This window comes from Empedobacter sp. R750, assembly GCF_030324345.1.
Classification (GTDB): Bacteria; Bacteroidota; Bacteroidia; order Flavobacteriales; family Weeksellaceae; genus Empedobacter; species Empedobacter falsenii_C.
This window is the reverse complement of the sequence record NZ_JACAGF010000003.1, coordinates 184,890-210,067: the sequence shown is the minus strand read 5'-3', so window position 1 is coordinate 210,067 and position 25,178 is coordinate 184,890. Positions and strand designations below refer to the sequence as shown.

General features: G+C 32.4%; 22 protein-coding genes. 16 read left to right on the top strand and 6 right to left on the bottom strand.

Annotated features, from left to right (window positions below; genetic code table 11):
- Positions 1-36: 36 nt before the first annotated feature.
- The 3 genes from HXZ74_RS05070 (at position 37) to HXZ74_RS05060 (ending at position 2,670) form a co-directional block, all read left to right on the top strand.
- Complete coding sequence (locus tag HXZ74_RS05070) at positions 37-1,152, top strand: DegT/DnrJ/EryC1/StrS family aminotransferase (RefSeq protein ID WP_286474136.1); 1,116 nt, start codon at positions 37-39, stop codon at positions 1,150-1,152.
- A 96-nt stretch (positions 1,153-1,248) separates the two neighbouring features.
- Positions 1,249-2,262, top strand: coding sequence for a UDP-glucose 4-epimerase GalE (galE, locus tag HXZ74_RS05065; protein WP_286474133.1), 1,014 nt, complete (start codon positions 1,249-1,251; stop codon positions 2,260-2,262).
- A 3-nt stretch (positions 2,263-2,265) separates the two neighbouring features.
- The gene (locus HXZ74_RS05060; RefSeq protein WP_280062905.1) at positions 2,266-2,670 is read left to right on the top strand and encodes an NUDIX hydrolase; all 405 of its coding nucleotides are present in this window, start codon (positions 2,266-2,268) and stop codon (positions 2,668-2,670) included.
- A gap of 55 nt (positions 2,671-2,725) precedes the next feature.
- Here HXZ74_RS05060 and HXZ74_RS05055 read toward each other — a convergent pair whose 3' ends face one another.
- The gene (locus HXZ74_RS05055; RefSeq protein ID WP_280062907.1) at positions 2,726-3,178 is read right to left on the bottom strand and encodes a copper resistance protein NlpE; all 453 of its coding nucleotides are present in this window, start codon (positions 3,176-3,178) and stop codon (positions 2,726-2,728) included.
- Between the two features lie 85 nt (positions 3,179-3,263).
- Between HXZ74_RS05055 and HXZ74_RS05050 the strand changes: the two genes are divergently transcribed.
- The 7 genes from HXZ74_RS05050 to HXZ74_RS05020 all read left to right on the top strand — a co-directional run bounded on the left by HXZ74_RS05050 (position 3,264) and on the right by HXZ74_RS05020 (position 9,285).
- Positions 3,264-3,770, top strand: coding sequence for a methylated-DNA--[protein]-cysteine S-methyltransferase (locus HXZ74_RS05050; protein ID WP_286474130.1), 507 nt, complete (start codon positions 3,264-3,266; stop codon positions 3,768-3,770).
- Between the two features lie 39 nt (positions 3,771-3,809).
- Positions 3,810-4,679, top strand: a complete 870-nt coding sequence (lipA, locus tag HXZ74_RS05045) for a lipoyl synthase (RefSeq protein WP_286474128.1) — start codon at positions 3,810-3,812, stop codon at positions 4,677-4,679.
- 82 nt (positions 4,680-4,761) lie between these two features.
- Positions 4,762-5,520 (top strand): GLPGLI family protein, encoded by a 759-nt coding sequence (locus HXZ74_RS05040; RefSeq protein WP_286474125.1) that lies wholly within the window; start codon positions 4,762-4,764, stop codon positions 5,518-5,520.
- A gap of 1 nt (position 5,521) precedes the next feature.
- Positions 5,522-6,292 (top strand): GLPGLI family protein, encoded by a 771-nt coding sequence (locus HXZ74_RS05035; protein ID WP_280063324.1) that lies wholly within the window; start codon positions 5,522-5,524, stop codon positions 6,290-6,292.
- 45 nt (positions 6,293-6,337) lie between these two features.
- Entirely contained in the window at positions 6,338-7,597 is a 1,260-nt protein-coding gene (locus HXZ74_RS05030; RefSeq protein ID WP_280063326.1) for a CinA family nicotinamide mononucleotide deamidase-related protein, read from the top strand.
- 93 nt (positions 7,598-7,690) lie between these two features.
- Positions 7,691-8,002, top strand: a complete 312-nt coding sequence (locus tag HXZ74_RS05025; protein ID WP_115001547.1) for a GIY-YIG nuclease family protein — start codon at positions 7,691-7,693, stop codon at positions 8,000-8,002.
- Between the two features lie 122 nt (positions 8,003-8,124).
- Positions 8,125-9,285, top strand: coding sequence for a dicarboxylate/amino acid:cation symporter (locus HXZ74_RS05020; protein WP_286474123.1), 1,161 nt, complete (start codon positions 8,125-8,127; stop codon positions 9,283-9,285).
- 62 nt (positions 9,286-9,347) lie between these two features.
- Here HXZ74_RS05020 and HXZ74_RS05015 read toward each other — a convergent pair whose 3' ends face one another.
- From HXZ74_RS05015 to HXZ74_RS05005, 3 genes are all read right to left on the bottom strand, one after another.
- The gene (locus tag HXZ74_RS05015) at positions 9,348-10,583 is read right to left on the bottom strand and encodes a DEAD/DEAH box helicase (protein WP_280063330.1); all 1,236 of its coding nucleotides are present in this window, start codon (positions 10,581-10,583) and stop codon (positions 9,348-9,350) included.
- 76 nt (positions 10,584-10,659) lie between these two features.
- On the bottom strand, positions 10,660-11,751 hold the full coding sequence (locus tag HXZ74_RS05010; protein WP_280063332.1) for an RluA family pseudouridine synthase: 1,092 nt from the start codon (positions 11,749-11,751) through the stop codon (positions 10,660-10,662).
- Positions 11,752-11,762: 11 nt separating this feature from the next.
- Positions 11,763-12,731, bottom strand: coding sequence for a PASTA domain-containing protein (locus HXZ74_RS05005; protein WP_280063333.1), 969 nt, complete (start codon positions 12,729-12,731; stop codon positions 11,763-11,765).
- 91 nt (positions 12,732-12,822) lie between these two features.
- On the opposite strand from HXZ74_RS05005, the gene HXZ74_RS05000 reads away from it, so the two are divergent.
- From HXZ74_RS05000 to HXZ74_RS04990, 3 genes are all read left to right on the top strand, one after another.
- Positions 12,823-13,812: a D-alanine--D-alanine ligase gene (locus HXZ74_RS05000; RefSeq protein ID WP_280063334.1), complete on the top strand. Its 990-nt coding sequence runs from the start codon at positions 12,823-12,825 to the stop codon at positions 13,810-13,812.
- Entirely contained in the window at positions 13,800-14,261 is a 462-nt protein-coding gene (gene coaD, locus HXZ74_RS04995; protein ID WP_219033660.1) for a pantetheine-phosphate adenylyltransferase, read from the top strand. Before HXZ74_RS05000 ends, coaD begins: the two co-directional genes overlap by 13 nt.
- Positions 14,262-14,369: 108 nt before the next feature.
- Complete coding sequence (locus HXZ74_RS04990) at positions 14,370-16,568, top strand: T9SS type A sorting domain-containing protein (RefSeq protein WP_180905040.1); 2,199 nt, start codon at positions 14,370-14,372, stop codon at positions 16,566-16,568.
- A gap of 55 nt (positions 16,569-16,623) precedes the next feature.
- On the opposite strand, the gene rnhB is transcribed toward HXZ74_RS04990, so the two are convergent.
- Positions 16,624-17,220 (bottom strand): ribonuclease HII, encoded by a 597-nt coding sequence (rnhB, locus tag HXZ74_RS04985; RefSeq protein ID WP_180905039.1) that lies wholly within the window; start codon positions 17,218-17,220, stop codon positions 16,624-16,626.
- Positions 17,221-17,322: 102 nt separating this feature from the next.
- On the opposite strand from rnhB, the gene HXZ74_RS04980 reads away from it, so the two are divergent.
- The 3 genes from HXZ74_RS04980 (at position 17,323) to HXZ74_RS04970 (ending at position 23,590) form a co-directional block, all read left to right on the top strand.
- Complete coding sequence (locus HXZ74_RS04980; RefSeq protein WP_286474121.1) at positions 17,323-20,502, top strand: SusC/RagA family TonB-linked outer membrane protein; 3,180 nt, start codon at positions 17,323-17,325, stop codon at positions 20,500-20,502.
- A gap of 12 nt (positions 20,503-20,514) precedes the next feature.
- Positions 20,515-22,101, top strand: coding sequence for a SusD/RagB family nutrient-binding outer membrane lipoprotein (locus HXZ74_RS04975; RefSeq protein WP_286474118.1), 1,587 nt, complete (start codon positions 20,515-20,517; stop codon positions 22,099-22,101).
- Between the two features lie 97 nt (positions 22,102-22,198).
- Positions 22,199-23,590 (top strand): T9SS type B sorting domain-containing protein, encoded by a 1,392-nt coding sequence (locus HXZ74_RS04970; RefSeq protein ID WP_286474115.1) that lies wholly within the window; start codon positions 22,199-22,201, stop codon positions 23,588-23,590.
- A gap of 43 nt (positions 23,591-23,633) precedes the next feature.
- On the opposite strand, the gene guaB is transcribed toward HXZ74_RS04970, so the two are convergent.
- The gene (gene guaB, locus HXZ74_RS04965) at positions 23,634-25,094 is read right to left on the bottom strand and encodes an IMP dehydrogenase (protein WP_286474114.1); all 1,461 of its coding nucleotides are present in this window, start codon (positions 25,092-25,094) and stop codon (positions 23,634-23,636) included.
- Between the last annotated feature and the right edge of the window lie 84 nt (positions 25,095-25,178).

The following is a 25,178-nucleotide window of genomic DNA, read 5'->3' as shown; positions in this document are numbered from 1 at the left end:
TTTTAAAGTTGTAGATTTTGAAAGATTCATTAAGTTATGAAAAAAATACAAATGGTTGACTTACAAAGTCAATATCAAAAAATAAAAGGAGACGTTGATGCAGCAATTATGAATGTTTTGGATTCGGCTGCTTTTATTAATGGACCAGAAGTAAAACAATTCGAAACTGAATTGCAAGATTACTTAAATGTAAAACACGTAATTCCTTGTGGAAATGGAACTGATGCGTTGCAAATTGCTTTGATGGCCTTAGGTTTAGAACCAGGTGATGAAGTAATTACAGCAGATTTTACATTTGCTGCAACAGTAGAGGTTGTTGATTTATTGAAATTAAATTCAATTTTAGTTGACGTTGATTATGATACTTTTACAATTGATACAGAAAAATTGAAAGCGGCAATTACGCCAAAAACTAAAGCAATTATTCCAGTTCATTTATTTGGTCAATGTGCGAATATGGACGAGATTATGGCAATTGCAAAAGAACATAATTTATATGTTGTAGAAGATACTGCGCAAGCTATTGGAGCGGATTACAAAGGTCGAAAAGCTGGAACAATTGGTCATATTGGTTGTACATCTTTCTTCCCTTCAAAAAACTTAGGTTGTTATGGTGATGGTGGAGCAATTTTTACAAATGATGATGATATTGCGCATCGTTTACGTGGAATTGTAAATCACGGAATGTACAAACGTTACTACCACGATGAAGTTGGTGTTAACTCTCGTTTAGATTCTGTTCAAGCAGCAGTTTTACGTCGTAAATTACCTTTCTTAAATGATTATAACGCTGCTCGTAACAAAGCTGCGGCTTATTATACAGAAGCTTTTAAAGATATTGATGCATTATTAACGCCAGTAAAAGGAGCAGATACAACTCACGTATTCCATCAATATACGTTACGTGTAACAAATGGTAAACGTAATGAATTACAAGCTTTCTTGACTGAAAAAGAAATTCCTGCGATGATTTATTATCCTGTTCCATTACGCAAACAAAAAGCATACGATAACGGACATTATAATGATGTAGATTTCCCAAATACGAACAAATTGGTAGAAGAAGTAATGTCTTTACCAATGCACACAGAGTTGGATGAAGAGCAATTAGCTTATATCACTTCTGCTGTTCGCGAATTTTTTGGAAAATAATTTATCCTAAAAATAATACGAAAAAGCTTCTGATTAGTTTCAGAAGCTTTTTTATTTTCCTAAATTTGATTTCACTATAAAAACTAAATATTAAAAATGAGTAAAATATTAGTAACTGGAGGTTTGGGTTATATTGGCTCGCACACAGTTGTAGCTTTACAAAATGCAGGTTATGAAGTTGTGATTATAGACGATTTATCGAACACAGAAATTGGTGTGTTGGATAAAATTACTTCTATTACTGGAACAAAACCAACTTATTTTGAGATTGATTTAAAAAATCAAGATAAGGTAAACGAATTTTTCAAAACAAATAAAATAGACGGAATTATCAACTTCGCAGCGCATAAAGCAGTTGGAGAATCTGTTGAAAAACCGTTGATGTATTACCGTAATAATCTTTTAGGTTTAATTAATCTTTTGGATGCGATGAAAGATTTTGATGCTGATAATATTATTTTCAGTTCGTCTTGTACAGTTTACGGACAAGCGGATAAAATGCCTATTGATGAGCAAACTCCACTAAAAAAACCTGAATCTCCTTATGGAAAAACGAAACAAATGGGGGAAGAAATTTTAGAAGATTTCTCAACAGCATTTGATAAAAATGTGATTTGTTTACGTTATTTTAATCCAGTAGGTGCGCATCCGACAGCTAAAATTGGAGAATTACCAAAAGGAATTCCAAATAATCTAATTCCTTATGTTACACAAACTGCGGCTGGAATCAGAGAAGCATTATCGGTTTGGGGAGATGATTATCCAACGCGTGATGGAACGGCAATTCGTGATTATATCGATGTTAATGATTTGGCTGATGCACACGTAAAAGCCGTAACTCGTTTGATCGAAAATAAAAATAAAGCAAAGCTAGAATTCTTTAATCTTGGAACAGGAACAGGATCTACGGTTTTAGAAGTTGTTCACGCATTTGAGGATGCCAATGATTTGAAATTGAAATACGAAATCAAAGAGCGTCGTGCAGGTGATATTATCGAAGCTTATGCAAATAACTCTTTAGCAGAAAAAGAATTGGTTTGGAAACCTGAAACAAAATTGTCAGAAAGTATGCGTACAGCTTGGGAATGGCAAAAAAGTTTAGAAAAATAAAAGATGATTGATTTACCAACAGCGGGTTTATTAGTTATTAAAAATAATAAACTGCTTTTGACATTTAGCAAAAATAAAAAAGCGTGGTATTTACCAGGTGGAAAAATTGATAAAGGTGAAAATTCTGAAACAGCTTTGGTAAGAGAAATAAAAGAAGAATTGAGTTTGGATTTGGTAAAAGAAGAACTCAATTTTTATTGTCATATTACGGCCGAAGCGTATGGAGAGCAAAACCTTTTGATGGAACAAGATTGTTTTTTGTACGATTTGAACGAAGAAATAAAACCAACAAACGAAATTGAAGCTTACAACTATTTTTCTTTTGAAGAATATTTACAAGAGGAAATTCAAGTAATTGGTGTGATCAAAGTTTTTGAAAAATTGACAAAAGATCATTTATTGAACTAAAAATAATTTCAAAAATAAAAGGCAATCCGTAATCGAGATTGCCTTTTATTTTTTATTATTTAGTTTTTTTCAAGATGTATTTATCTTTTAAATTTCCTGTGATCTCTTTTCCTTGTTGATCCAAAACTTTCAATCTATTTTCTTCAACTTTCAACACTAACGGACTTACATTCGAATTTAAATGTAATACATTTCCAGAAGCATCCCATTTATAAAATCCTTCGTCTTGATAAACTGTTTCTTTTCCTAAATATTCTTGCTCAATAAAAAAGTTTCCATCTTTTTTCAATTCAACAATATATTTTATTCCCTCACAATCGGCGCAAGGTAAAGTTCCTTCATATTTTCCAGCCCAATCCAACGAATTCATAGAATTGTGTTCTTTTTTTACAGCGTCTGTAATTTCTTTAGAAGAATCTGTATTTTTTTGTTCTTGTTGAACACCTTTTGATTGGCAAGAGAATATAATGAAAGATGCGATAATACTCGCGAAAATAGATTTTTTCATAAATTAATTTTATGATATTTTTAACAACAAATTTGATACCAAATTACGACTATATTTTTCTAACTTTCAACTAAAATTTTATAAAATGTTTCACTCAAAAAAAATACAAACACCTCTTGGAGAAATGCTTGCAATAAAGTCGGAAAAAGGACTTTGTATGTTAGAGTTTTTTGATGGAAAATCGACTGAAAAACAACTCAAAGAAATAGAAAACTTGGGTGAAATTTTGGAAAAAGATGATGAAGTTTTGAATCGTTTAGAAAATGAATTGAACGATTATTTTAAGGGAAATTTAAAAGAATTTACCATTCCACTTGATTTGATTGGAACAGATTTCCAGAAAAAAGTTTGGAACGAATTAATCAAAATTCCATTTGGAGAAACAAGATCATACAAAGAACAATCCATCGCAGTTGGAGATTTATTAGCGATACGAGCAGTTGCAAATGCGAACGGGAAAAACAAAATTGCAATCGTAGTGCCTTGTCATCGCGTAATTGGCTCAGATGGTTCGTTAACTGGATATGCAGGCGGAAAGAAACGCAAACAATTTTTGTTGGAATTAGAATCGAAACAATTGAATCTGTTTTAGAAAAAATAATTGTAAATTAGCCAATCAGAAAAGTAATGTATGAGTGTTGAGCTATTACCAGATGGAAGAGTAAAAAAACCTGAATGGTTGCGTGTAAAATTGCCTACAGGGAAAAAACATCGCGAATTAAGAGGTTTAGTAGATAAGTATAAATTGAACACCATTTGCCAAAGTGGAAGTTGTCCTAATATGGGCGAATGTTGGGGTGAAGGAACTGCAACATTTATGATTTTGGGAAATGTATGTACGCGTTCATGCGGTTTTTGTGGTGTAAAAACTGGTCGTCCAGAGCAAGTGGATTGGGCAGAACCAGAAAAAGTTGCGCGTTCTATCAAATTAATGCAAATAAAACATGCGGTTTTAACTTCTGTTGACCGTGATGATTTAAAAGATATGGGATCGATTATTTGGGCAGAAACGATACACGCTGTTCGTAGAATTAGCCCAGGAACGACGATGGAAACATTGATTCCAGATTTTCAAGGAGTCGAAAAACACATCGATCGTATTGTAGAAGCTGCTCCAGAAGTGCTTTCTCATAATATGGAAACGGTTCGTCGTTTAACGCGCGAAGTTCGTATTCAAGCAAAATATGATCGTTCGTTAGAAGTTTTGCGTTATGCAAAAGAAGCAGGTCAACGTCGTACAAAGACAGGGATTATGCTTGGTTTGGGTGAATTTGAAGACGAAGTTTTCGAAACAATTCAGGAAGTTGCTGATGTAAATGTAGATGTTATTACAATTGGTCAATATTTACAGCCAACGAAAAAACATTTACCTTTGAAAGAGTTTATCACACCAGAACAATTCAAGAAATATGAAGATTTTGCACGTGGATTAGGATTCCGTCATGTAGAATCGGGACCATTGGTTCGTTCTTCTTATCACGCAGAGAAACATATTTTATAATCAGATTATTCAATAATATTTTAAAAGAGACACAATTAGTTGTGTCTCTTTTTGTTATATTTAAATCTTAATTAAAACTAATATGAAAAAACTAATTGCACTAATCATTTTAATTTCAAGCTATGCGAATGCACAATTTTATGAAGTAGAATATGAGACTCAGATTAAAGTAAAATACAATGAAAAAGGTTTAGATTTTTATAAAGAGATTTCTGATCCTGAAGTAAGAAAACAAAATATTGATCAGAATGAAAATCCTCCTGCTTTAGATTTTAAATTTATTTTCAATAATGATGAAGCAAATGTAATTGAATTACCAAAAGTTCAGAATGGGCAAGGACAGATTGTTTTTATAAAGAAAAGTGCACCATATATGTATTTTGGAACAACTTATTTCAATCATGCAAAACAAGAAACGTTGATGCAACAAGATGTTTATGGAAAAAAATATATTGTTTACGATAAAATAAATAATCTTGATTGGAAATTATCAAATGAAACAAAAAATATTCTCGGATATAAAGTACAAAAAGCAACAGCAAATTTTAATGACAGAATATTTGTAGCTTGGTTTGTTCCAGAAATTAAAACAGATTTGATGCTTATTAATTTCAAAAGTCCAGGCGGTTTAGTTCTTGATCTTGAAATTTCTTATGAGGATGAAATGGGGAAATATTTTGGAGTTTATAAAGCAAATTCCATCAAAGAAAAACCTAAATTCAAATTTATTGTTCCGACAAAAGGAAATAGACTTTCGAGCGATGAATTAGATAAAATTTGGGATGACCTTGATAAAAAAAGAAATGACGCTAACAATCAAGGAATAGAAAAAAAGGACTAATATGAAAAAAATAATCGCACTAATCATTCTGATTTCAAACATTGCAAGTGCACAATTTTATGAGGTAGAATACGAAACATTTGTAAGTTATATTAACAATGAGAAAGGTCTTGAAGAGTTAATGAAAACAGAGCCAAGTGTAAGTGAACGAAACAAAATTATTGAAGGTAATGCTAATCCGCCTAAAGAGTATTTTAAATTTATTTTCAATGAAAAAGAAGGCAATGTTAATTACATCAAAAAAGTGAATAACGGACAAGGAGAAATTGCAAGATTTATTATGGTACCTCCTAATTTGAATACCAATTTTAGTTATTACGATTTTGAAAAAGGTTCGTATTTAGAAGAAAGAGATTTATATGGAAAAAAGTTTTTGATCGAAAATAATTTTAAAACATTAGACTTTAAAGACACAGGAAATACAAAAACTATTTTAGGGTACGAAGCAAGAGAAGCTACTTATTCGAAAGATAATGTTAAGTTTACTATTTGGTATGCCCCAGAATTTAAAAAGAATTATAACATTGATATTTACAAAGGAGTTGAAGGATTGGTTTTAGAAGAATTGATTCACGAAACCTACGAAAAAGGTGATAGAATAATTAAAATAAATGCACTTAAAATTAATACCCCAAAAAAAGCAAAAATTGTAAAACCAACAAAAGTACAAAAAGTTACGAATGAAGAGTTTTACGTGATAATGAAAGAAATAAACCGAAAACGAGACGAATTATACGAACAATCTCAAGGAAATGGTATTGATAAAAAATAGATAAAAACCCGAAACTTGCTTAACTTTAAGCAAGTTTTTTTGTGTATGAAAATTAAAGCGACATTACTCACAATTGGTGATGAAATTCTTATCGGACAAATTATCGATACAAATTCGGCATTTATCGCCAAACAATTGAATACGATTGGGATTGAAGTGGAAGAAATTATTTCTGTTCAAGACGAAATGAGTCATATTATTGAAGTTTTCGAACGAGGAATTTCTAAATCAGATATTGTAATTGTAACAGGAGGTTTAGGACCGACAAAAGATGATAAAACCAAAGCAGCTTTGTGTCAATTTTTAAATTGTGAATTAATTCAAGAACCTAAAATTTTAGAAAATATTGTTCAATTATTTCAAGCAAGAGGTTACACAAAAGAATTAAATAGTTTGAATCAAGATCAAGCTTTAATTCCAGAAAAATCTACATTTATTCAGAACAAATATGGAACGGCGCCATGTCTTTGGACTACAATTAATGATAAAATTATAGTTAATCTTCCAGGTGTTCCTTTTGAAATGAAAGGTTTGATGCGTGATGAAATTATTCCGAGATTACAAAACCAATTTCAATCAGAAACTATTGTTCATCGTGATATTTTGGTCAGTGGAATTCCAGAAAGTGACTTGGCTCTCTTGGTTGAAAATTGGGAGAATAATTTGCCCGAATTTATTCATTTGGCATATTTACCAAACCGAACATCGATTGATTTACGATTTTCTGCATTTGGAACGAATAAAGAATTTTTACAAAATGAAGTTCAACATCAAATCAATCAATTCAAATTAATTGCTGGAGAATATTTGATTTCCGAAAATTCTGGAAGTGCGCAACAAGTTTTGGGTGATATTTTAAAAGAAAAAAGATTGACAATTTCGACTGCCGAAAGTTGTACTGGAGGAAATATTGCAAGTTTGATTACGTCTGTTTCGGGAAGTTCTGCTTATTATTTCGGAACTATTGTTTCGTACAACACTTCGGTAAAAGTAAATTTGCTCAATGTGAATCAATCTGATATTGATGAATTTACAGTTGTTTCGGAACAAGTTGCTGAACAAATGGCTAAAGGTGCTCGAAATCAATTAAAAACGGATATTAGTATTTCTACAACTGGTGTCGCTGGTCCAAACAAAGGTGAAGACAGAAAAGAAGTTGGAACAGTTTGGATATCGATCACAAATGGTCATTCAACATGGAATAAAACATATTATTACCCTTATTTGGATCGAGAAGATTTCATCAAAATTGTTTCCAATAATGCACTTAATTTGGCAATTCAGTTTGTGAGAGAGGAGTGTTAAAATAATGACTCATCGACAAGCTCAGAGTGACATAAAAAGATTATAAATAATACTGCGGTCATTCTGAGCATGTCGAAGAATAAAGCTTTGTTTATGAGAAAAATATATTATGTCTACATTATAAAATGTTCTGACAATTCGTATTATGTAGGGGTGACAAATAATCTCCAAAAAAGAATTAATGAGCATAACGATGGAATAGATTCTATGAGTTATACTTTTTCGAGAAGACCAGTTAAACTAGTTTTTAATCAAGAATTTTTAGACGTAAACTATGCAATAATTTTTGAGAAGAAATTGAAAGGTTGGAGTAGAGCTAAAAAAGAAGCTTTAATTAATAATAGATTTGAAGATTTACCTTTATTATCAAAAAATAGAAAAGACTCTTCGACAGGCTCAGAGTGACAATGTTCTTTTTATTTTGTATTTTGTTAATTCATATAATTTCAAAGATTTAAAATATTTCTTAAAATATATTTAGTCTATTAAATTAATAGAGTTTATATTTGTCGCAAATTTTGTGTCAAATGTTAAAAAAGATTGTGAGCAATACATTATTTCGATTGCTTTTGGGTGTGATTGCCGGTTTGGTTTTAGGAAATTATCTGAACGAAAATACAATTCAAGTTGTTTTATCCTTAAAATATTTTACAGGACAATTAATCTTCTTTTTGGTTCCGTTAATTGTAATCGGTTTTATAGTTTCTTCAATTACGAAATTAAGCGAAGGTTCAGCTAAAATCGTAGGTTTTTCATTGTTAATTGCATATTTGTCTTCGATAGGAGCGGGGTTGTTTTCGATGATAGCAGGTTATCAAATCATTCCAAATTTATCCATTCCAACTTCTGTTGATTCGTTGCGAGAAGTTCCAAAAATTTTATTTCAATTAGATATTCCGCCAATTTTTTCGGTGATGACAGCGTTGGTTATTTCGTTGATGTTGGGAATGGGAATTTTGATTACAAAAGCGAAGGAATTAGAAAAGATTTTTGATCAATTCAAAGACATTGTAATTCTTTTGGTGAATAAAGTTTTGATTCCTATATTACCTTTTTTCATTGCTGCGAATTTTGCAATTTTAAGCTACGAAGGATCTATTGAAAAACAATTACCAGTTTTCTTAAAAGTAATTTTGATTGTAATTATTGGCCATTTTATTTGGATGACGTTGATGTATACAATCGCAGGATTTTATCATAAAACAAATCCATTCAAACTCTTGAAATATTATCCGCCCGTTTATTTAACGGCAGTTGGAACAATGTCTTCGGCGGCGTCTTTGGGAGTTGCGGTAAAAGCGGTGAATGATAGTAAGGTAATTAAACCTACGATTTCTAATTTTACGATTCCATTTTTCTCGAATACACATTTATGTGGATCAGTGTTGACCGAAGTTTTCTTTGTGATGACGGTTTCACAAGTTTTATATGGTCATATTCCAGATGTTGGAACAATGGTAACTTTTGTCTTGCTTTTGGGAATTTTTGCAGTTGGCGCACCAGGAGTTCCGGGAGGAACAGTTGTCGCATCGTTAGGATTAATATCAAATGTTTTAGGATTTGATGAAGCTGGAGTCGCTTTAATCTTGACTATTTTCGCATTACAAGATAGTTTTGGAACAGCGTGTAATATTACTACTGATGGTGCATTGAGCATGATTGTAGATAAATATGCAGAAGAGAAATAATTTCAACTCATCTATAAAGTATAAAAAAAATCACTTCATTTCGAAGTGATTTTTTTTATAAATTATTTTCTTCTTCCTCGATGAGGATTCTTTGGTTTTGTATCTTTTTTAGGTTTAAAACCAGTATTATTTTTCTTGAAATTATTATTGTTACTATTTGCGTCAGGTAATTTATAAAACTCTTTTGGCGTTTTAATCACCGTCACATAATTACCAATTAATTTCTCAATATTTGCCAAATCTCCTCTTTCATCGGCAGCACATAAAGAAATAGCTTTTCCTTCCCGTCCTGCACGACCAGTACGTCCAATTCGGTGTACATAGGTTTCAGGAACATTCGGTAATTCGTAATTAATCACATAAGGTAATTGATCAATATCGATTCCACGAGCAGCAATATCAGTCGCAATTAATACTTTTAATTTTTCTTCTTTGAAATCATTTAAAGCACGTTGTCTAGCATTTTGAGATTTATCACCATGAATTGCAGCAGCTGGAATTCCTGCTTCTTCCAAGTGTCTTACCAAACGATTTGCGCCGTGTTTTGTTCGTGTAAAAATCAAAGTACGATCTTCTGGATGTTCGTTTAAAATGCTAACCAAAAGTTTTACTTTCATGTCTTTGTCTACATGATAAACAAATTGCTCAACCGTTTCGGCAGTCGAAGAAACAGGTGTTACGCTAACTTCTTTTGGACGACGAAGAACTGAATGAGAAAATTTTCGAATGTTTTTTGGCATTGTTGCCGAAAAGAAAAGTGATTGTCTTTCTTTTGGAATGATTTCTAAAATCTTTTTGATTTCATGAACAAATCCCATATCCAACATACGATCAGCTTCATCTAAAACAAAAATCTCGATTTGATTAATTTTTAAATGTCCTTGTCCAATCAAATCTAACAAACGACCAGGCGTTGCAATTAAAATATCAACACCATTTTTGATAGCACCGATTTGTGGATTTTGATTAACACCTCCAAAAATAGCCAAATGTTTCAATGGTAAATTTTTACCATATAATTTAAAACTTTCGTTGATTTGAATGGCTAATTCACGCGTGGGTGTTAAAATTAATGTTCTAATTTTTCTTCCTTTACTCGGAGAATTTGTTAAGTTTTGTAGAATAGGAATCGCAAAAGATGCCGTTTTTCCTGTTCCTGTTTGCGCGCAACCAATAATATCATTTCCTTCTAAAACTAAAGGAATAGATTGCTCTTGAATTTCGGTTGGTTCTGTATATCCAGCCTCTTCAATTGCGTTTAAAATTGGTTCAATTATATTTAATTCTGAAAAATTCATTGATTAAAATCGTGTAAGTTTTTATATAGAAATAGATAAGCACTTCCGTCGAAGTGCTTTGTAATTAAAAATAAATCTATTCCATTTCTTTTGCGTTGCGATCAATTTTTTCATCAGGTTCTGTTGCATGAACAGAGTTTACTGAATAATTTCTCCAACGTTCTAAAATATCTATCATATCAGCAGGCATCGGAGATTCAAAATACATACGTTCTCCTGTTGTAGGATGATCAAATCCTAATGTACGTGCGTGTAAAGCTTGGCGTGGACAAGCTGCGAAACAATTGTCAACAAACTGTTTGTATTTGTTGAAAGTTGTTCCTTTCAAAATGCGATCTCCACCATAACGAGCATCATTGAATAATGGATGTCCTAAATGTTTGAAATGCGCACGAATTTGATGTGTACGACCTGTTTCTAATTTACATTCGACCAATGTAACGTAAGAAAAATTCTCCATTACTTTATAATGTGTCACAGCATGTTTACCTTGATCTCCATCAGGAAAAACAGCCATTTGCATACGATCTTTTAAGTGTCGACCAATATGTCCTGTAATTGTTCCTTCTTGTTCTGCCAAAACTCCCCAAACCAATGCATTGTACAAACGGTCTGTTGTGTGAGCTGCAAATTGTTCTGCTAAACTTGTCATTGCAACTTCTGTTTTCGCAATAACCAAAAGTCCGCTTGTGTCTTTATCGATACGATGTACCAAACCAGGACGTTCCATTTGATCTGACATTGATGGTAAATTATCAAAATGAAACTTTAAGGCATTTACCAAAGTTCCTGTATAATTTCCATGTCCAGGATGCACAACCATTCCAGGTTCTTTATCAATTACGACAACTTGATCGTCTTCGTAAATAATTTTGATCGGAATATCTTCTGCTATAACTTCATTCTCACGTGGAGGAGTTTCTAACATAATCTGAATAAAATCTCCAGGCTTTACTTTGTAATTCGATTTTACAGATTCATTGTTAACTAAAATGTTTCCGTTATCGGCTGCTTGTTGAATTTTATTTCTTGTCGCGTTCTCAATTCTAACCATTAAGAACTTATCTATACGCAATAACGATTGACCTTTGTCAACCGTTATTGAAAAATGCTCGTATAATTTATTGTCGTCTTCCTCTTGCAAGAAATCTTCTAAATCTTCTGTCATTTATTCTCTTTCTATTCTATAATAACCTCTTCTGGAGCTTTAGGCGCTTCTGTAGGCTTTGGCTGCTCTGTTGTCGGATTATTTTGTTGTTGCTGTTGTTGCATATCTTTGATCTGCTGTTCAGCTTTTTGTGTAATAATATCTCTATATTGAGAACCGCTAATTGTATCTTCGCCAAAGTTTTTGTACTGAACATCCAATTCTTTTAACTGCGTCCTAATTTTATCGCGAGGTTCTGTTGATAACCAAATATCAATTGGTTGACCTTGATCGTAAGTGTCTGTAGCAAAAGGGAACTGATAAACAACCCTTGCGTTAATTGTATCGTGAGATGCGCCAATAAATTTTATTTGACCAATCTCGAAGAAATTATCTTTGATTGATTTCTTAGCTTCTGTCAATGTTAAATTAACCAAATTAGGCATTCTAACACCAGATAACATTCCGCGTCCTAATACCAAATCAACTGTCGCAAAACGAGGTAATTGTTCGCCTGCTTTTACAATTTTTCCGTTGTATAATATTTTAAGAACTGCATCTTTTGCTAAATCTGGTTCGTAAATGATTTTTCCGATTTTAAGACCAGAAATTTCTAATTGCGTAAAGGCCAAACGTTTTGATTTTCCAACTAAATCTGGTAATTCAACTGGACGATATGTTTTCGGATTTGACTTAATAAAGATACGACGACCTTCTTTTACACGCGATTCTGCTGCAGGATAAAAATCCATAATTGCAAAAGGTTTCGTATTTGGATCAAAACGAGAACTATCTACTTCGTATGTCAAACCAAGTTCTTCTAACTTAGCTGTAGCATCAGTAATATTCATTTTAGATAAATCCGGAACTTCAACAAATTCATTGTGATTTGTATACGAATCTAACCAAACGTTAAAAATAAAATGGTAAAGCCCAAATGATAGCGCTATTACAATAGCTACATTCAGCAAAACTTGAATGATTGATTTTACTCCTTTCATTGAAATGATAAATTGTCGCACAAATATAGTTTAAAAATAATATTTATGATTGATGTCAAAGTTCTATATTTGAATAAATTTTAAATTAAACATGTTAAGAGTAGCAGTTGTAGCAGGTGGATATACGGATGAAAGCGTGATTTCGTTGAAAAGTTGCGAGTTAATTTACTCAAGTCTGAATCCAGAAAAGTACGACAGAACAAGGGTTCGAATCTTAAAAGAAGGTTGGTTTGCCGAAATTGATGGAGAAAAATATCCAATCAATAAAGGTGATTTCTCATTTGAAAAAAATGGAGAAAAAATTACGTTTGATGTCGTTTTTAATACAATTCATGGTACGCCAGGCGAAGATGGTTATTTGCAAGCGTATTTTGAAATGATTGATTTGCCATACAATGGATGTCCTTTTTATCAATCTGCCTTAACATTTAATAAAAAAGATTGTATTGCAGTATTGAGTAAATATGGAATTCCGCACGCGAAATCAATTTATATTAATCAAGGTGATCAATATTCTGCAAAAGAAATTATCAATAAAGTTGGTTTACCTTGTTTCGTAAAGCCAAATCGTTCAGGATCAAGTTTAGGAATTTCTAAAGTTCATAAAGAAGAAGAATTTGAGGCAGCAATGCAAAAAGCTTTTCTTGAAGATAAAGAAGTTTTGATCGAATCTTTCTTAGATGGAACAGAGGTTTCGGTTGGAGTTTTAAATTACAAAGGAGAAACAATGGTGTTGGGAATTACGGAAATTGTTTCGCACACAGAATTCTTTGATTATGATGCAAAATATAACGGTTTGTCTGACGAAATTACGCCAGCTCGTTTAACGCCAGAAGTTGAAGCAAGAGTAAGAGAAATTGCAGCTAAAGCATATAAATGTATTAATATGTCTGGATTTTCTCGTTCAGAATATATTATTGTAAATGGAGAACCGCATTTTATTGAAATGAATACGTTACCAGGTTTTTCTCCTGCAAGTATTTTTCCTCAGCAAGCTGCTCATGCAGGAATTGCATTAGAGGATTTGATGGATAGTGAAATAGAATTTGCTTTAAATAGACCTTCAGCATGGATAGAGTAGCCGTATTTCCTGGGTCTTTTGATCCAATTACTTTAGGACATTTAGATATTATAGAGCGTGCAGTTCCTTTATTTGACAAGATTATTGTTGCCATTGGAACAAATTCATCGAAGAATTATATGTTTTCTTTGGAGCAACGAATTAAGTTTATTGAAGATTCTGTTGCGAAATTCGAAAATGTAGAAGTGATGGCTTATAAAGGTCTGACTGTAGATTTTTGTGATGAGGTAAATGCACAATTTATTTTACGTGGACTTCGTAATCCAGCCGATTTCGAATTTGAGAAAGCGATTGCGCACACAAACCGAGCAATTACAAATCATAATATTGAAACAATCTTTTTATTAACATCTTCTGGTAAAGCTTACATCAGTTCAAGCATTGTGCGTGATGTCATGCGAAACGCAGGGAAATATGAGATATTAGTTCCAGATGTTGTGAGGATTTAAGAAGATTTTTTCTATTAAATATTGAGAGAGTAGATAATTTATCTACTCTTTTTTTGTGCTATAAAATTTGAAAAGCAATATATTTACAACAATTAACACAAAATAAATATGAAGAAATTAATTTTACTATTAATTGCGTTCGTATTTAGTACGCTTACTTTTGGTCAAGAAAGGCCGATTGCTAAAAAAGTAGAGCAAGCTAAATTAACGAGTCGTAGTTTCAAATCGTATGATGTATTCAGCGATGTAATTCAACAAAAAGGGAATCAATTTGCAGACTTTGCAAAAGGAGTTTCTGTTTTTAATTTAGAAAAAGCAGAATTAACTAAATTATATCAATCAAAACCAACTTCTTTAACATTAGATGTTCCGTTTGAAGGGCGTCAAATTAGTTTAGAATTAGTAAAGAATGATGCATTGTTTACGGATAATTTTAAAGCAGTCGATCAAAATAATAAATTAATTAATTACAAACCAGGATTGTATTATCAAGGAATTATCCAAGGCGATAAAACGTCTGTTGTTGCAATTTCTATTTTCGAAGATCAAGTGATTGGTGTTGCTTCATCTACTGCTCTAGGAGATGTGGTTATTGGTAAATTACAAAATTCTGAAGAATATGTAACGTATTCTTCATATAATGTAGAAGCAAAAAGTAACGTAAAGTGTGCTGTAGATCAATTAGAAGAAAATAAAAATTATAAACCTAATTATGATCCAAAAATCTTAAAAAAGACAACGAATGAAATGACTGAAAAATGTGTTCGTGTTTATTATGAGATTGCATATGCTCCATATAAGCAAAATGGTTTAGATGAAACAAAAACACTGAATTGGTTAACAGCTATTCATAATAATATTGCGACACTTTATACAAATGATTACATCAGAACTTCTTTATCTAAAGTGATGATTTGGAAAGAGCAAGATCCATATACGGGTAATTATAGTGCTCAGTTAAACAAATTTAGAACAACAAGAACAGAATTTGATGGAGATTTAGCGCATTTGGTTAATTATCCATCTACAACTTCTGTTGCTTATCTAAATTCAATGTGTAATAATGAATATCATTTTGCTTATTCAGGAATTAACATGACTTATAATAATGTGCCTGTTTATTCTTGGACAATTATGGCGATGACACATGAAATGGGGCACGCATTAGGTTCACCTCATACACATGCATGTTCATGGAATGGAGATAATACTGCAATAGATGGTTGTGCTCCAACTTATGATCCTAGTTTAGCAGAAGGAACTTGTCCTACAGGACCAATACCTTACGCTGATAAAGGTACAATTATGAGTTATTGTCATTTAGTAGGTGGAGTAGGTATTAACTTTTCTAATGGTTTCGGAGAACAACCAGGGAATTTAATTCGTGCTACTGTTGATGGTAAAATTTGTTTAAGTACAGATTGTAGTATGACTTGTCCACAAACGATAAAATCTGTAACAGGTTCTCTTGAAGGACAAAATATTACATATACGTTAAATGATGATGTAGGAACTGTTTGGATTTATAAGTTTCAGAAAATTGGTGATACAGAAGCTCAATGGAAAGAAACGACATCAAAAATATTAAAGTTTGAAAATTTAGATCGAAATGCATACTACAGAATTGAAGTAGCAAATAAATGTACAGCAACATCTAATTCTTCTTCTGTAACATCAATTATTGAAATTCCTGGAGATTATTGTAATGGAGATATTTATTATGATTCTGGTGGAGCAAATGGAAACTACTCGCCTAATGAGAATTTTATAAAAGTATTTAAACCTCTTGTTGCGGGCGAAAAAGTGTCAATCACTTTTACAGAGTTTGATGTAGAACCTGCTGATGAAAATGGAGTTTATGATTATATGAATGTATATAATGGAACATCTAGTAATGCTTCAAAATTATTTGAAAATGGAAAAGAATTAAACGGAAATAAAATTCCTGGACCATTCGTTTCTACAGATGACTCTGGAGCAATTACAATTCGTTTTAGATCAGATGGTGGATTAGAGTTAAAAGGATGGGCAGCACAAATTAATTGTAATTCTTTAGGATTAGAAGATTTAAATAAAGTTGAGTTTAATATTTACCCTAATCCTACTGCTGATTTTGTTACACTGTCAAGCAAAGAAAAAATTGTTAGCTATCAAGTTTTTGATATGTCAGGTAGATTGTTAGTAGAAACAAATAAGATAGATAAAAAAGAATCAAAAATAGATTTATCTAAATATCCAAAAGGAGTATATTTATTAAATATAAAAACAGATAAAAAATCTTATTCGCAAAAAGTGACTAAGAAATAAGCTGTACTAATTTTTTTAAGTTTTAAGAGGTTGTTAATTTATTAACAACCTCTTTTTATAAATCTAGACTTAATTGATCTGGTAATAATTTAAATGTCATTCTGTGATAAGGAGTAGCTCCAAATTCTTTTATTGCTAAACGATGAGCTTTTGTTGGATAACCTTTGTTTTTTTTCCAATCGTACATGGGGAATTCTTCGTGTATTCTTTCCATATATTCATCACGATACGTTTTTGCTAAAATAGATGCTGCCGCAATATTCATATATTTTGAATCACCTTTTATAATACATTCGTGTGGGACATCATGGTATTTATTAAAACGATTTCCATCAACAACAATCAAATCTTTCGGACAATCTAATTGATCAATAGCTCGATGCATAGCCAAAAAACTAGCGTTTAAGATATTTATTTCGTCAATTTCATTCGGCCAAACAATTCCAATTGCCCAATATTTAGCATTTTCTTCTATAAATGTTCTCAACGAATTTCTTTTCTTTTCAGATAATTGTTTTGAATCATTAATAATATCATTTTCAAAATCTCTTCCTAAAATAACTGCTGCTGCTACAACAGGACCGCTCAAACAACCCCTTCCTGCTTCATCACAACCTATTTCATATTCGTGATTTGATAAAACTTTATACAATTTTTTATTTTTTTAACAAAGTTATCAAAATTTAGCATAAAAAAGTTTTGTAAATGTTAGAGAAATCTTAAGTTTATGAAAGTTTTAAAAATGTTTTAACAGATGAGGAGAAATTTAAAAAACTTGTTTGTATTAGGAGGACTTCTTTTAGGAGCTTCTTTATATGCGCAAGAAAAGACAGTTACAGGAACTGTAACAGACTCTGATGGACTTCCAGTAGCTGATGCTGTTGTAAAAACAACATCAGGAAAAGAAGCTTACACTGACGAAAATGGGGTGTTTAGTATTGAAGCTAAACAAGGAGATTTAGTAACAGTAGAAGCAATGGGATTACCAACTCAAACTTTTTCAGTTGGTGCAGGTTCAGAATATAATGTAACTCTTAAGCCTTCTGAAGTTGTAGAGTTAGAAGGGGCTGTTGTTACAGCATTAGGAATTACACGTGAGAAAAAATCTTTAGGATATGCATCTCAAGAAGTGAAAGGTGATATTATCTCGGCAGGTGGAGGAGCAAATGCTTTACAATCTTTATCAGGTAATGTTGCGGGAGCTCAAATTACAGCACCATCTGGTTTAGGAACTTCTGCACGTGTTGTATTACGTGGTATTGGTTCTATTACAGGAGAAAATAGACCATTGGTTGTTATAGATGGTGTACCGATGGATAACTCTAACTATAACTCAACTTCAACACAAGGAGGTTCAGGAGGACGTGATTATGGTGATGGAACTTTTGATATAAATCCTGATGATATTGAATCGATGAACATATTAAAAGGTGGTCCTGCATCTGCATTATATGGTTCTCGAGCGAACAATGGTGTAATTATGATTACAACAAAATCTGCCAAAAAAGGAAGAGATGAAATTGTATTTAACACAGGAATAGCTTTTGAGTCGTTAAATATTTCACCAAAATTACAACAATTATATGGAGGCGGTTTTGATACTGTTTTTGACCAAGTATCGATAGGAGGAGTAACTTATAATGTTGTTGATTATGGTGCTGATGAATCTTGGGGACCTCGTTTGGACGGACAACAAGTATTACATTGGGACGCTTTTGATCCTAATGATACAGCGAATTATTTAAAAACAAGAGCGTGGTCTGCTGCAAAAAATGATTATAATACATTATATAATACAGGGATAGCTTATACAAATTCTGTATCTTTTGCTAAATCGTATGAGAATACATCTGCTCGTATGTCGTTATCTCATTTGGATCAATCAGGTATTTTGCCTAACACAAGTTTAAAAAGAACAACAGCTAATTTGAATTTATCAACAAAATTTAATGATAAATTAACAGCTAAAGGAGGTTTAACTTATGTTAGAACAAACGGATACAATCGTCCAGAGTTTGGGTATGGAGATAACTCAATTCCTCAAAAAATGTATCAATGGGGACAAGTTCAGTTAGATTATAATCGTTTAAAAAATTATAAAACATTATCAGGAGAGCAAAAATCTTGGAATCGTACAGCTTGGAATGATGCTACACCAAAGTATTCTGATAACCCATATTGGATTTTATATGAGAACACATCGACTGATCAACGTGACCGTTTCTACGGAAACTTTGAATTGAAGTATGATATCTTGCCAGGTTTATACGCTGTAGGAAATATCTATGGAGATAATACAACATTAAATATTTCTTCGATAGTAGCAGAAGGGTCTCAAGCACAAGCAGGTTATTCAGAGTCAACTCGTGATAAAACGGAGATGAATTACGAAGCTCGTTTGCACTTTGATAAAAAATGGGGAGATTTCAGTTTAAACTCTTTCGCAGGGGTTAACAGAAGACACGAAACTTATACTTCATTATCAGCAAATACAAATGGAGGATTTATTGTACCAGGTTTATATACGATTAATAATTCTGCACAACAAGCATCTGTTACAAGTTATAAATGGAAAAGACGTGTAAACTCTGTATATGCAAGTGTGTCTTTGGGATATGCAAATATGCTTTTTTTAGAAGGAACAGCACGTAACGACTGGTCTTCTACTTTACCATCAGGTGATAACTCATACTTTTATCCATCTGTAACAGGGTCATTTGTGTTCTCTGAAATAATAAAAGCTCCTTGGTTGAAATTTGGTAAACTTAGAGCTGGGTGGTCGCAAACAGGTAATGACGCTCCAGTGTTCTCAATTAGAGATGTTTATGAAAATACAGCATTCAGCGGTTCTTCATTCAATGGAGATCCATACTTCTTAAATTCTTTATCAAAGAAAAATCAATTCTTGAAACCAGAATCTAAAGATGCTTGGGAAGTAGGTTTGGAAATGCAGATGTTCAACAATCGTTTAGGATTTGATGTAACATATTACCACGAAAAAACATACGACTTTATTATGCCAGTTGCAGTTGATCCATCAACAGGAGTTACTACAAAGTATATGAATGCAGGAGAAGCTGTTAATAAAGGAATTGAATTAATGTTAAACATTGTACCTGTTAGAACAACTGACTTTGAATGGGGAATTAATGTAAACTTCGCTAAAAATGACAACGAAGTAACAAAATTGTATGGAGATCTTGAGCAAGTAACAATAGGTTCAGCCCCTTTCAAAGCAACAGTAAATGCAATGTTAGGAGAAAGATATGGACAAATACGTGGAACTGACTTTATTTATGATAGTGAAGGTAACAAAGTGGTAGGAGCAAGTGGATTATATTTGTCTTCAGGTGTTAAAAATTTAGGATCAATTCTTCCTGATTGGAATATGGGAATTAGAAATAATTTCTCATATAAAAATCTAAGTGTATCAGCTTTGCTTGATATACAACAAGGAGGGAAATATTTTTCTGTAACAAATATGTTTGGAATGTACTCTGGTATGTTAGAAGAAACTGCAGCGAATAATGTTCGTGAAACAGGTACTATTTCTCAAGGGGTAACAGGAACTGTAACATCTAATGGAGATGGTACTTATACTGTAACAAATACAGCACAGAATACTAAAAATGTATCAGCAGCATCTTATTATGGACATTACTATTCTGGACCAACAGCTCAAAATGTTTTTGATGCAGATTATGTAAAATTAAGAGAAGTAACAGTATCTTATACTTTTCCTAAAAAGTGGAGTGGACCTTTTTCTAATGTAGTAGTATCTGCTTTTGGTAGAAATTTAGGTACTTGGGGATTAGACAATAAACATATTGACCCAGAACAAGCATCTGGAGGTAGTGGAAATATACAAGGTTTAGAGGGTGGATCATTACCATCTACAAGAACTTATGGTATGAACCTTAAATTACAATTTTAATTTTAAAGAATTATGAAAAAAAATATCGGAAAATATTTGTTAATGGCTACCTTATTAGGTTCTACAGCAATGTTCATTTCTTGTGATAATGGTTTGGAAGCTATTAATGAGAATACAAACAATCCAGAAATTGTACCTACATATACAATTTTTAATGGAGCTAATAGATATTTGATGAACTATACACGTGATGGTTGGTGGTCTGCTCGTATGACATTGCCTTGGATGCAGTATTCTGCACAAAATAATTACATAGACGAAGATAAATACAACTATCGTGATTCTCAAACGACAAATGGTTGGATATATCTGTATCGTGTAGCAAATAACTACAAAGACATTATCCAAAGATGTGAAGATCCTACAACAGCTACTCAAATGAGTGCTTTTGGAGATATAGAAAATCAAATTGCAATTAGTCGTATTATGTTGGCTTATACATTTGATAATTTAGTAACTCATTTTGGAGATGTACCGTATTGGTCTTATGGAAATAAAAATGCAGATTTTCAAGCGTTGCAAGTTGATGACTATATAGCTCCTAAATATGCCACCCAAGAAGTTATTTACACAGATTTATTGAAAGAGTTAAAAGAAGCTTCAGAGCAATTAGATGTTAGTAAATCAGGTTTTACAAATGGAGATAACATATACGATGGAGATGTAGCGAAATGGAAAAAGTTTGCGAACTCATTACGTTTACGAATTGCTAATCGTGTAAAAGATAAATTACCTGCAGCTACTACTCATATTACAGATGCAATTGCACAAGGAGTATTTACTTCTAATGATGATAATGCAGCACATTCTTTTGGTACTACTGACGCAGAAGGTAATCCATTCTGGAAATTATTTTATGTAGATAATCGTACAGATTTCTATGTAAGTACAACTTTTGTACAATTACTAAAAGGTGAAAAAGGAGCTTATGGTTTAGATCCTCGTTTGTTTAAAGTAGCTGCTCCTATTGGAGCTACAAATGGTCAAATTAAAACAGGTTCTGAATCAACGTCACAAGATTTAACACTATATACAGGAATGCCTTATGGTTTACCGACTGTTGAAACAGGATTTTCATCAGATAAGATTAACTTTTTCTCTTCTAATTACACTTATATCAGCAAACCCGAAATTCTTATGGAGTATGCAGAAGTTGAGTTTATTTTAGCTGAGTTAAATGGTTGGTCTCAAGTAAACTATGTTGCTGGTGTTACAGCCAATATGGAGAGAATGGGAGTTTCTTCTACTGACATTTCAACGTATGTAGCTAATTTACCAGCTGCTACACAGGAGCATGTATTGAATCAAAAATATATAGCTTTGTTAGGTAATGCAGATGAATCTTGGAATGAGTACCGTAGAACTGGATATCCTAATGCTTCTATTTTATTATTACCAGGAGGAACAGGAACTCGTCCAAATGGAACAACGTATGTTTTTACACCAGAAATGTCTGGAAATGTTGTAGCAACAGATTTGCCAGCTCGTGTACGTTATCCTGTTGGACAACAAACATCAAATAAGGCAAATTGGACAGAAGCATCTGCCCGTTTATCTAATAGCGATGAAATTGATTCTAAATTATTTTTCGCTAAATAATAAAATCAATATCCTCAATAGTTATAAAAAACCACTTCTTATGAAGTGGTTTTTTTGTTATTATATTTTTGTAGATTTATGATAAGTAAAAAAAAACATGAATCATATCATTTATTATATTGTTTTTCTATCTAGTTTACTGAGTATTGTCGTTGCGCAACCAATCGTGTATAAAGTAGAAATAAATAAGTGTTTGGATTATAATTTCAATGATGACTTATTTTTAGAAAACCCTGCAGATTTAGATGAAATACAAGAGGAGTTTTATTTGCAAAATTCTACTTTAGATCCTACGAAATTTACTCATGATGGAAGTGTTTATAAAAATGCTAATGCTACAACAAGCTATATTTATGATAGAATAAATAGATCTTATATAGTGGATGATGGGGAAAAGAATAAAAAAATATTTTTTTTAAAATTTATAGAAAACACACTACATAATCCTAAACAAGTGTTTGTGGTTGAAGTTACCTATTTTAGGACAAGAACTCCTCCAAATCTTACTGGAGAAATACTTTATGGTTGCCTAGACGATTCAAATAAAGAGAAATATGATTTAAGTAAAATTTTCTTAATCAATACTTTTATTAATGTTCCGCCTGATAAACGAACTTTAGTATTTAGCTTGTATAGAAGCTATAATGATATGATTTTGAATCAAAATATGATTCCCGAAGTAGAGTGGAAAGATTATAGTATAAATTCTAATGATGAGCATAAAGTTTATTTAAGGATATCTTTTAAAGATACCACTAAAAGATGTATATCAGAGTCTGTAATTAATTTACAACTGAAGGATTACTCAACTCAAATGGAACAAACAGAATTTGAATTCTGTGGTAATCCATTTATAATAAGTGGACCTGAAGATCAACAGAATTATCAGTGGTATTATGGAGGGGAATTGAAATCATCTGATCAATCTGTAAAAATTAATGCGCTAGGTGAATGGATTGTATATTTTGACAATGATTTAGGTTGTAGGTCATCTGTGAAAGTGAATATCGTTTCAGAAAAAGAGCGTGCAAGAATAGAGAAAGTTACTGCTACTTCAAATACAATTACAATTATACCACTTCCAAATGCGAACATTGATAGTTATTCCTTAGATGGAGTTAATTATCAAACTAGTGGAACATTTTATAATCAAACAGCAGATGTGATTAATATTTGGTACAAAACAAAATTAGGTTGTGTTTTTGGACCTATACCTTTTGATATTGCAAACGGCTTCAATTTTTTATCACCAAATGGTGATGGAATTAATGACACTTGGAGTTTGAGAAATAAAGATTTTTATAAAAATGCTAAAATTCAGATTTTTGATAGATATGGTAAAATAGTTGCGAATGGAATCGTAAATGATATTTTGCCTTGGAACGGTAAACATAATAATTTTGTATTGCCAACAGGGACTTATTGGTTTATAATAAAAGATGATAAAGAGACACTTAAAACAGGATATATCGTTTTAAAAACAAAATAGCAAGCCAATTAGCTTGCTATTTTGTTTAATATATTGATAATTCTTAATTCGAATAATTAGGAGCCTCTTTTGTAATGACAACATCATGTGGGTGAGATTCGTGTAAACCAGCACCTGTAATTTTAACGAATTTACCGTTTTCAATTAAATCTTGAATTGTTGGAGTTCCGCAGTAACCCATTCCAGCACGTAATCCACCGCATAATTGGTAAACAACTTCTGCAATAGAACCTTTGTGAGGAACACGACCTTCAATTCCTTCTGGAACTAATTTTTTCGCATCAGCTTGGAAATAACGATCTTTAGAACCGCGTTTCATTGCAGCTAAAGAACCCATTCCTTGATATGCTTTGAATTTACGACCTTGGAAAATAATTTCTTCTCCTGGCGCTTCATCTGTTCCTGCAAATAAACTTCCTAACATCACCAAGTTTGCACCAGCAGCAACAGCTTTTACAATATCGCCTGATAATTTGATACCACCATCTCCAATAATTGAAACGTTTCTTGTTTTTGCGTAAGAATGCACGTCATGAATAGCAGAAAGCTGAGGTACACCAACACCAGCTACAACACGAGTTGTACAGATAGAACCAGGTCCAACACCAACTTTTAAAGCATTTGCTCCAGCATCAATCAAAGCTTTTGCTGCTTCTGCAGTTACAATATTTCCTCCCACTATATCTAATTCAGGGAATGCATTTCTAACTTCAGCAACTTTACTAATAACTCCAGCTGAATGTCCGTGAGCTGAATCTAACGCTACGATATCAACACCTTTGTTTACTAAGGCTTGAACGCGTTCTAATGTATCAGCACCAACACCAACTCCTGCTCCAACGCGTAAACGACCTTTTGTATCTTTACATGCATTAGGGAATTCAGTTAAGTTGTCAATATCTTTTATCGTAATTAATCCGATTAATTTATTGTTTTCGTCAACGATTGGTAATTTTTCAATGCGGTAACGAGAAAGAATTTCTTTTGCTTTCTTAAGGTCAGTATCAATATCAGAAGTTACGATATTTTCTTTTGTCATCACGTCTTCTACCAATTGATCGAAGTTTTCTTGGTAACGAATATCACGATTTGTAATAATTCCAACCAATGTTCTATCTTCTTCAACAACTGGTAAACCAGAGATTTTGTATTTCTCCATTAAGTTTACTGCATCTTGCAACTTGTGATGACGAGATAAAGTAATTGGATCAGAAATCATTCCGTTTTCCGAACGTTTTACCATATCAATTTCATTCGCTTGTTCTTCGATCGACATATTTTTGTGAACGAAAGATAAACCTCCTTCACGCGCTAATGCAATCGCTAATCTTGCTTCGGATACAGTATCCATCGCAGCAGAAACTATCGGAATGTTAAGGGTGATATTGTCTGTGAATCTTGTTTGTAGAGATACTTGGTTCGGTAATATCTCTGAGTAGGCTGGCACTAATAACACATCGTCAAAAGTGAAGCCCGTTTGTAGAATTTTGTCTGTTAAAGGCATTGCTTTTTGCATTGCAAATTTAGATGAAAAAAGTTTAGAATCAAAACTATTTGAGAAAATGTATCTTTATTTTGAAGGATTTTA

Bases quoted from the DNA above. Each gene is read 5' to 3' on its own strand.
- lipA (WP_286474128.1), top strand. From the start codon at position 3,810: ATGAGTGTTGAGCTATTACCAGATGGAAGAGTAAAAAAACCTGAATGG.
- galE (WP_286474133.1), top strand. From the start codon at position 1,249: ATGAGTAAAATATTAGTAACTGGAGGTTTGGGTTATATTGGCTCGCAC.
- HXZ74_RS05015 (WP_280063330.1), bottom strand. From the start codon at position 10,583: ATGAATTTTTCAGAATTAAATATAATTGAACCAATTTTAAACGCAATT.
- HXZ74_RS05030 (WP_280063326.1), top strand. From the start codon at position 6,338: ATGAAAATTAAAGCGACATTACTCACAATTGGTGATGAAATTCTTATC.
- HXZ74_RS05025 (WP_115001547.1), top strand. From the start codon at position 7,691: ATGAGAAAAATATATTATGTCTACATTATAAAATGTTCTGACAATTCG.
- HXZ74_RS05040 (WP_286474125.1), top strand. From the start codon at position 4,762: ATGAAAAAACTAATTGCACTAATCATTTTAATTTCAAGCTATGCGAAT.
- HXZ74_RS05005 (WP_280063333.1), bottom strand. From the start codon at position 12,731: ATGAAAGGAGTAAAATCAATCATTCAAGTTTTGCTGAATGTAGCTATT.
- HXZ74_RS04975 (WP_286474118.1), top strand. From the start codon at position 20,515: ATGAAAAAAAATATCGGAAAATATTTGTTAATGGCTACCTTATTAGGT.
- guaB (WP_286474114.1), bottom strand. From the start codon at position 25,094: ATGCCTTTAACAGACAAAATTCTACAAACGGGCTTCACTTTTGACGAT.
- HXZ74_RS04990 (WP_180905040.1), top strand. From the start codon at position 14,370: ATGAAGAAATTAATTTTACTATTAATTGCGTTCGTATTTAGTACGCTT.
- HXZ74_RS05060 (WP_280062905.1), top strand. From the start codon at position 2,266: ATGATTGATTTACCAACAGCGGGTTTATTAGTTATTAAAAATAATAAA.
- HXZ74_RS05000 (WP_280063334.1), top strand. From the start codon at position 12,823: ATGTTAAGAGTAGCAGTTGTAGCAGGTGGATATACGGATGAAAGCGTG.
- HXZ74_RS05020 (WP_286474123.1), top strand. From the start codon at position 8,125: ATGTTAAAAAAGATTGTGAGCAATACATTATTTCGATTGCTTTTGGGT.
- HXZ74_RS05050 (WP_286474130.1), top strand. From the start codon at position 3,264: ATGTTTCACTCAAAAAAAATACAAACACCTCTTGGAGAAATGCTTGCA.
- coaD (WP_219033660.1), top strand. From the start codon at position 13,800: ATGGATAGAGTAGCCGTATTTCCTGGGTCTTTTGATCCAATTACTTTA.
- HXZ74_RS05070 (WP_286474136.1), top strand. From the start codon at position 37: ATGAAAAAAATACAAATGGTTGACTTACAAAGTCAATATCAAAAAATA.
- HXZ74_RS05035 (WP_280063324.1), top strand. From the start codon at position 5,522: ATGAAAAAAATAATCGCACTAATCATTCTGATTTCAAACATTGCAAGT.
- HXZ74_RS05055 (WP_280062907.1), bottom strand. From the start codon at position 3,178: ATGAAAAAATCTATTTTCGCGAGTATTATCGCATCTTTCATTATATTC.
- HXZ74_RS04970 (WP_286474115.1), top strand. From the start codon at position 22,199: ATGAATCATATCATTTATTATATTGTTTTTCTATCTAGTTTACTGAGT.
- HXZ74_RS05010 (WP_280063332.1), bottom strand. From the start codon at position 11,751: ATGACAGAAGATTTAGAAGATTTCTTGCAAGAGGAAGACGACAATAAA.
- HXZ74_RS04980 (WP_286474121.1), top strand. From the start codon at position 17,323: ATGAGGAGAAATTTAAAAAACTTGTTTGTATTAGGAGGACTTCTTTTA.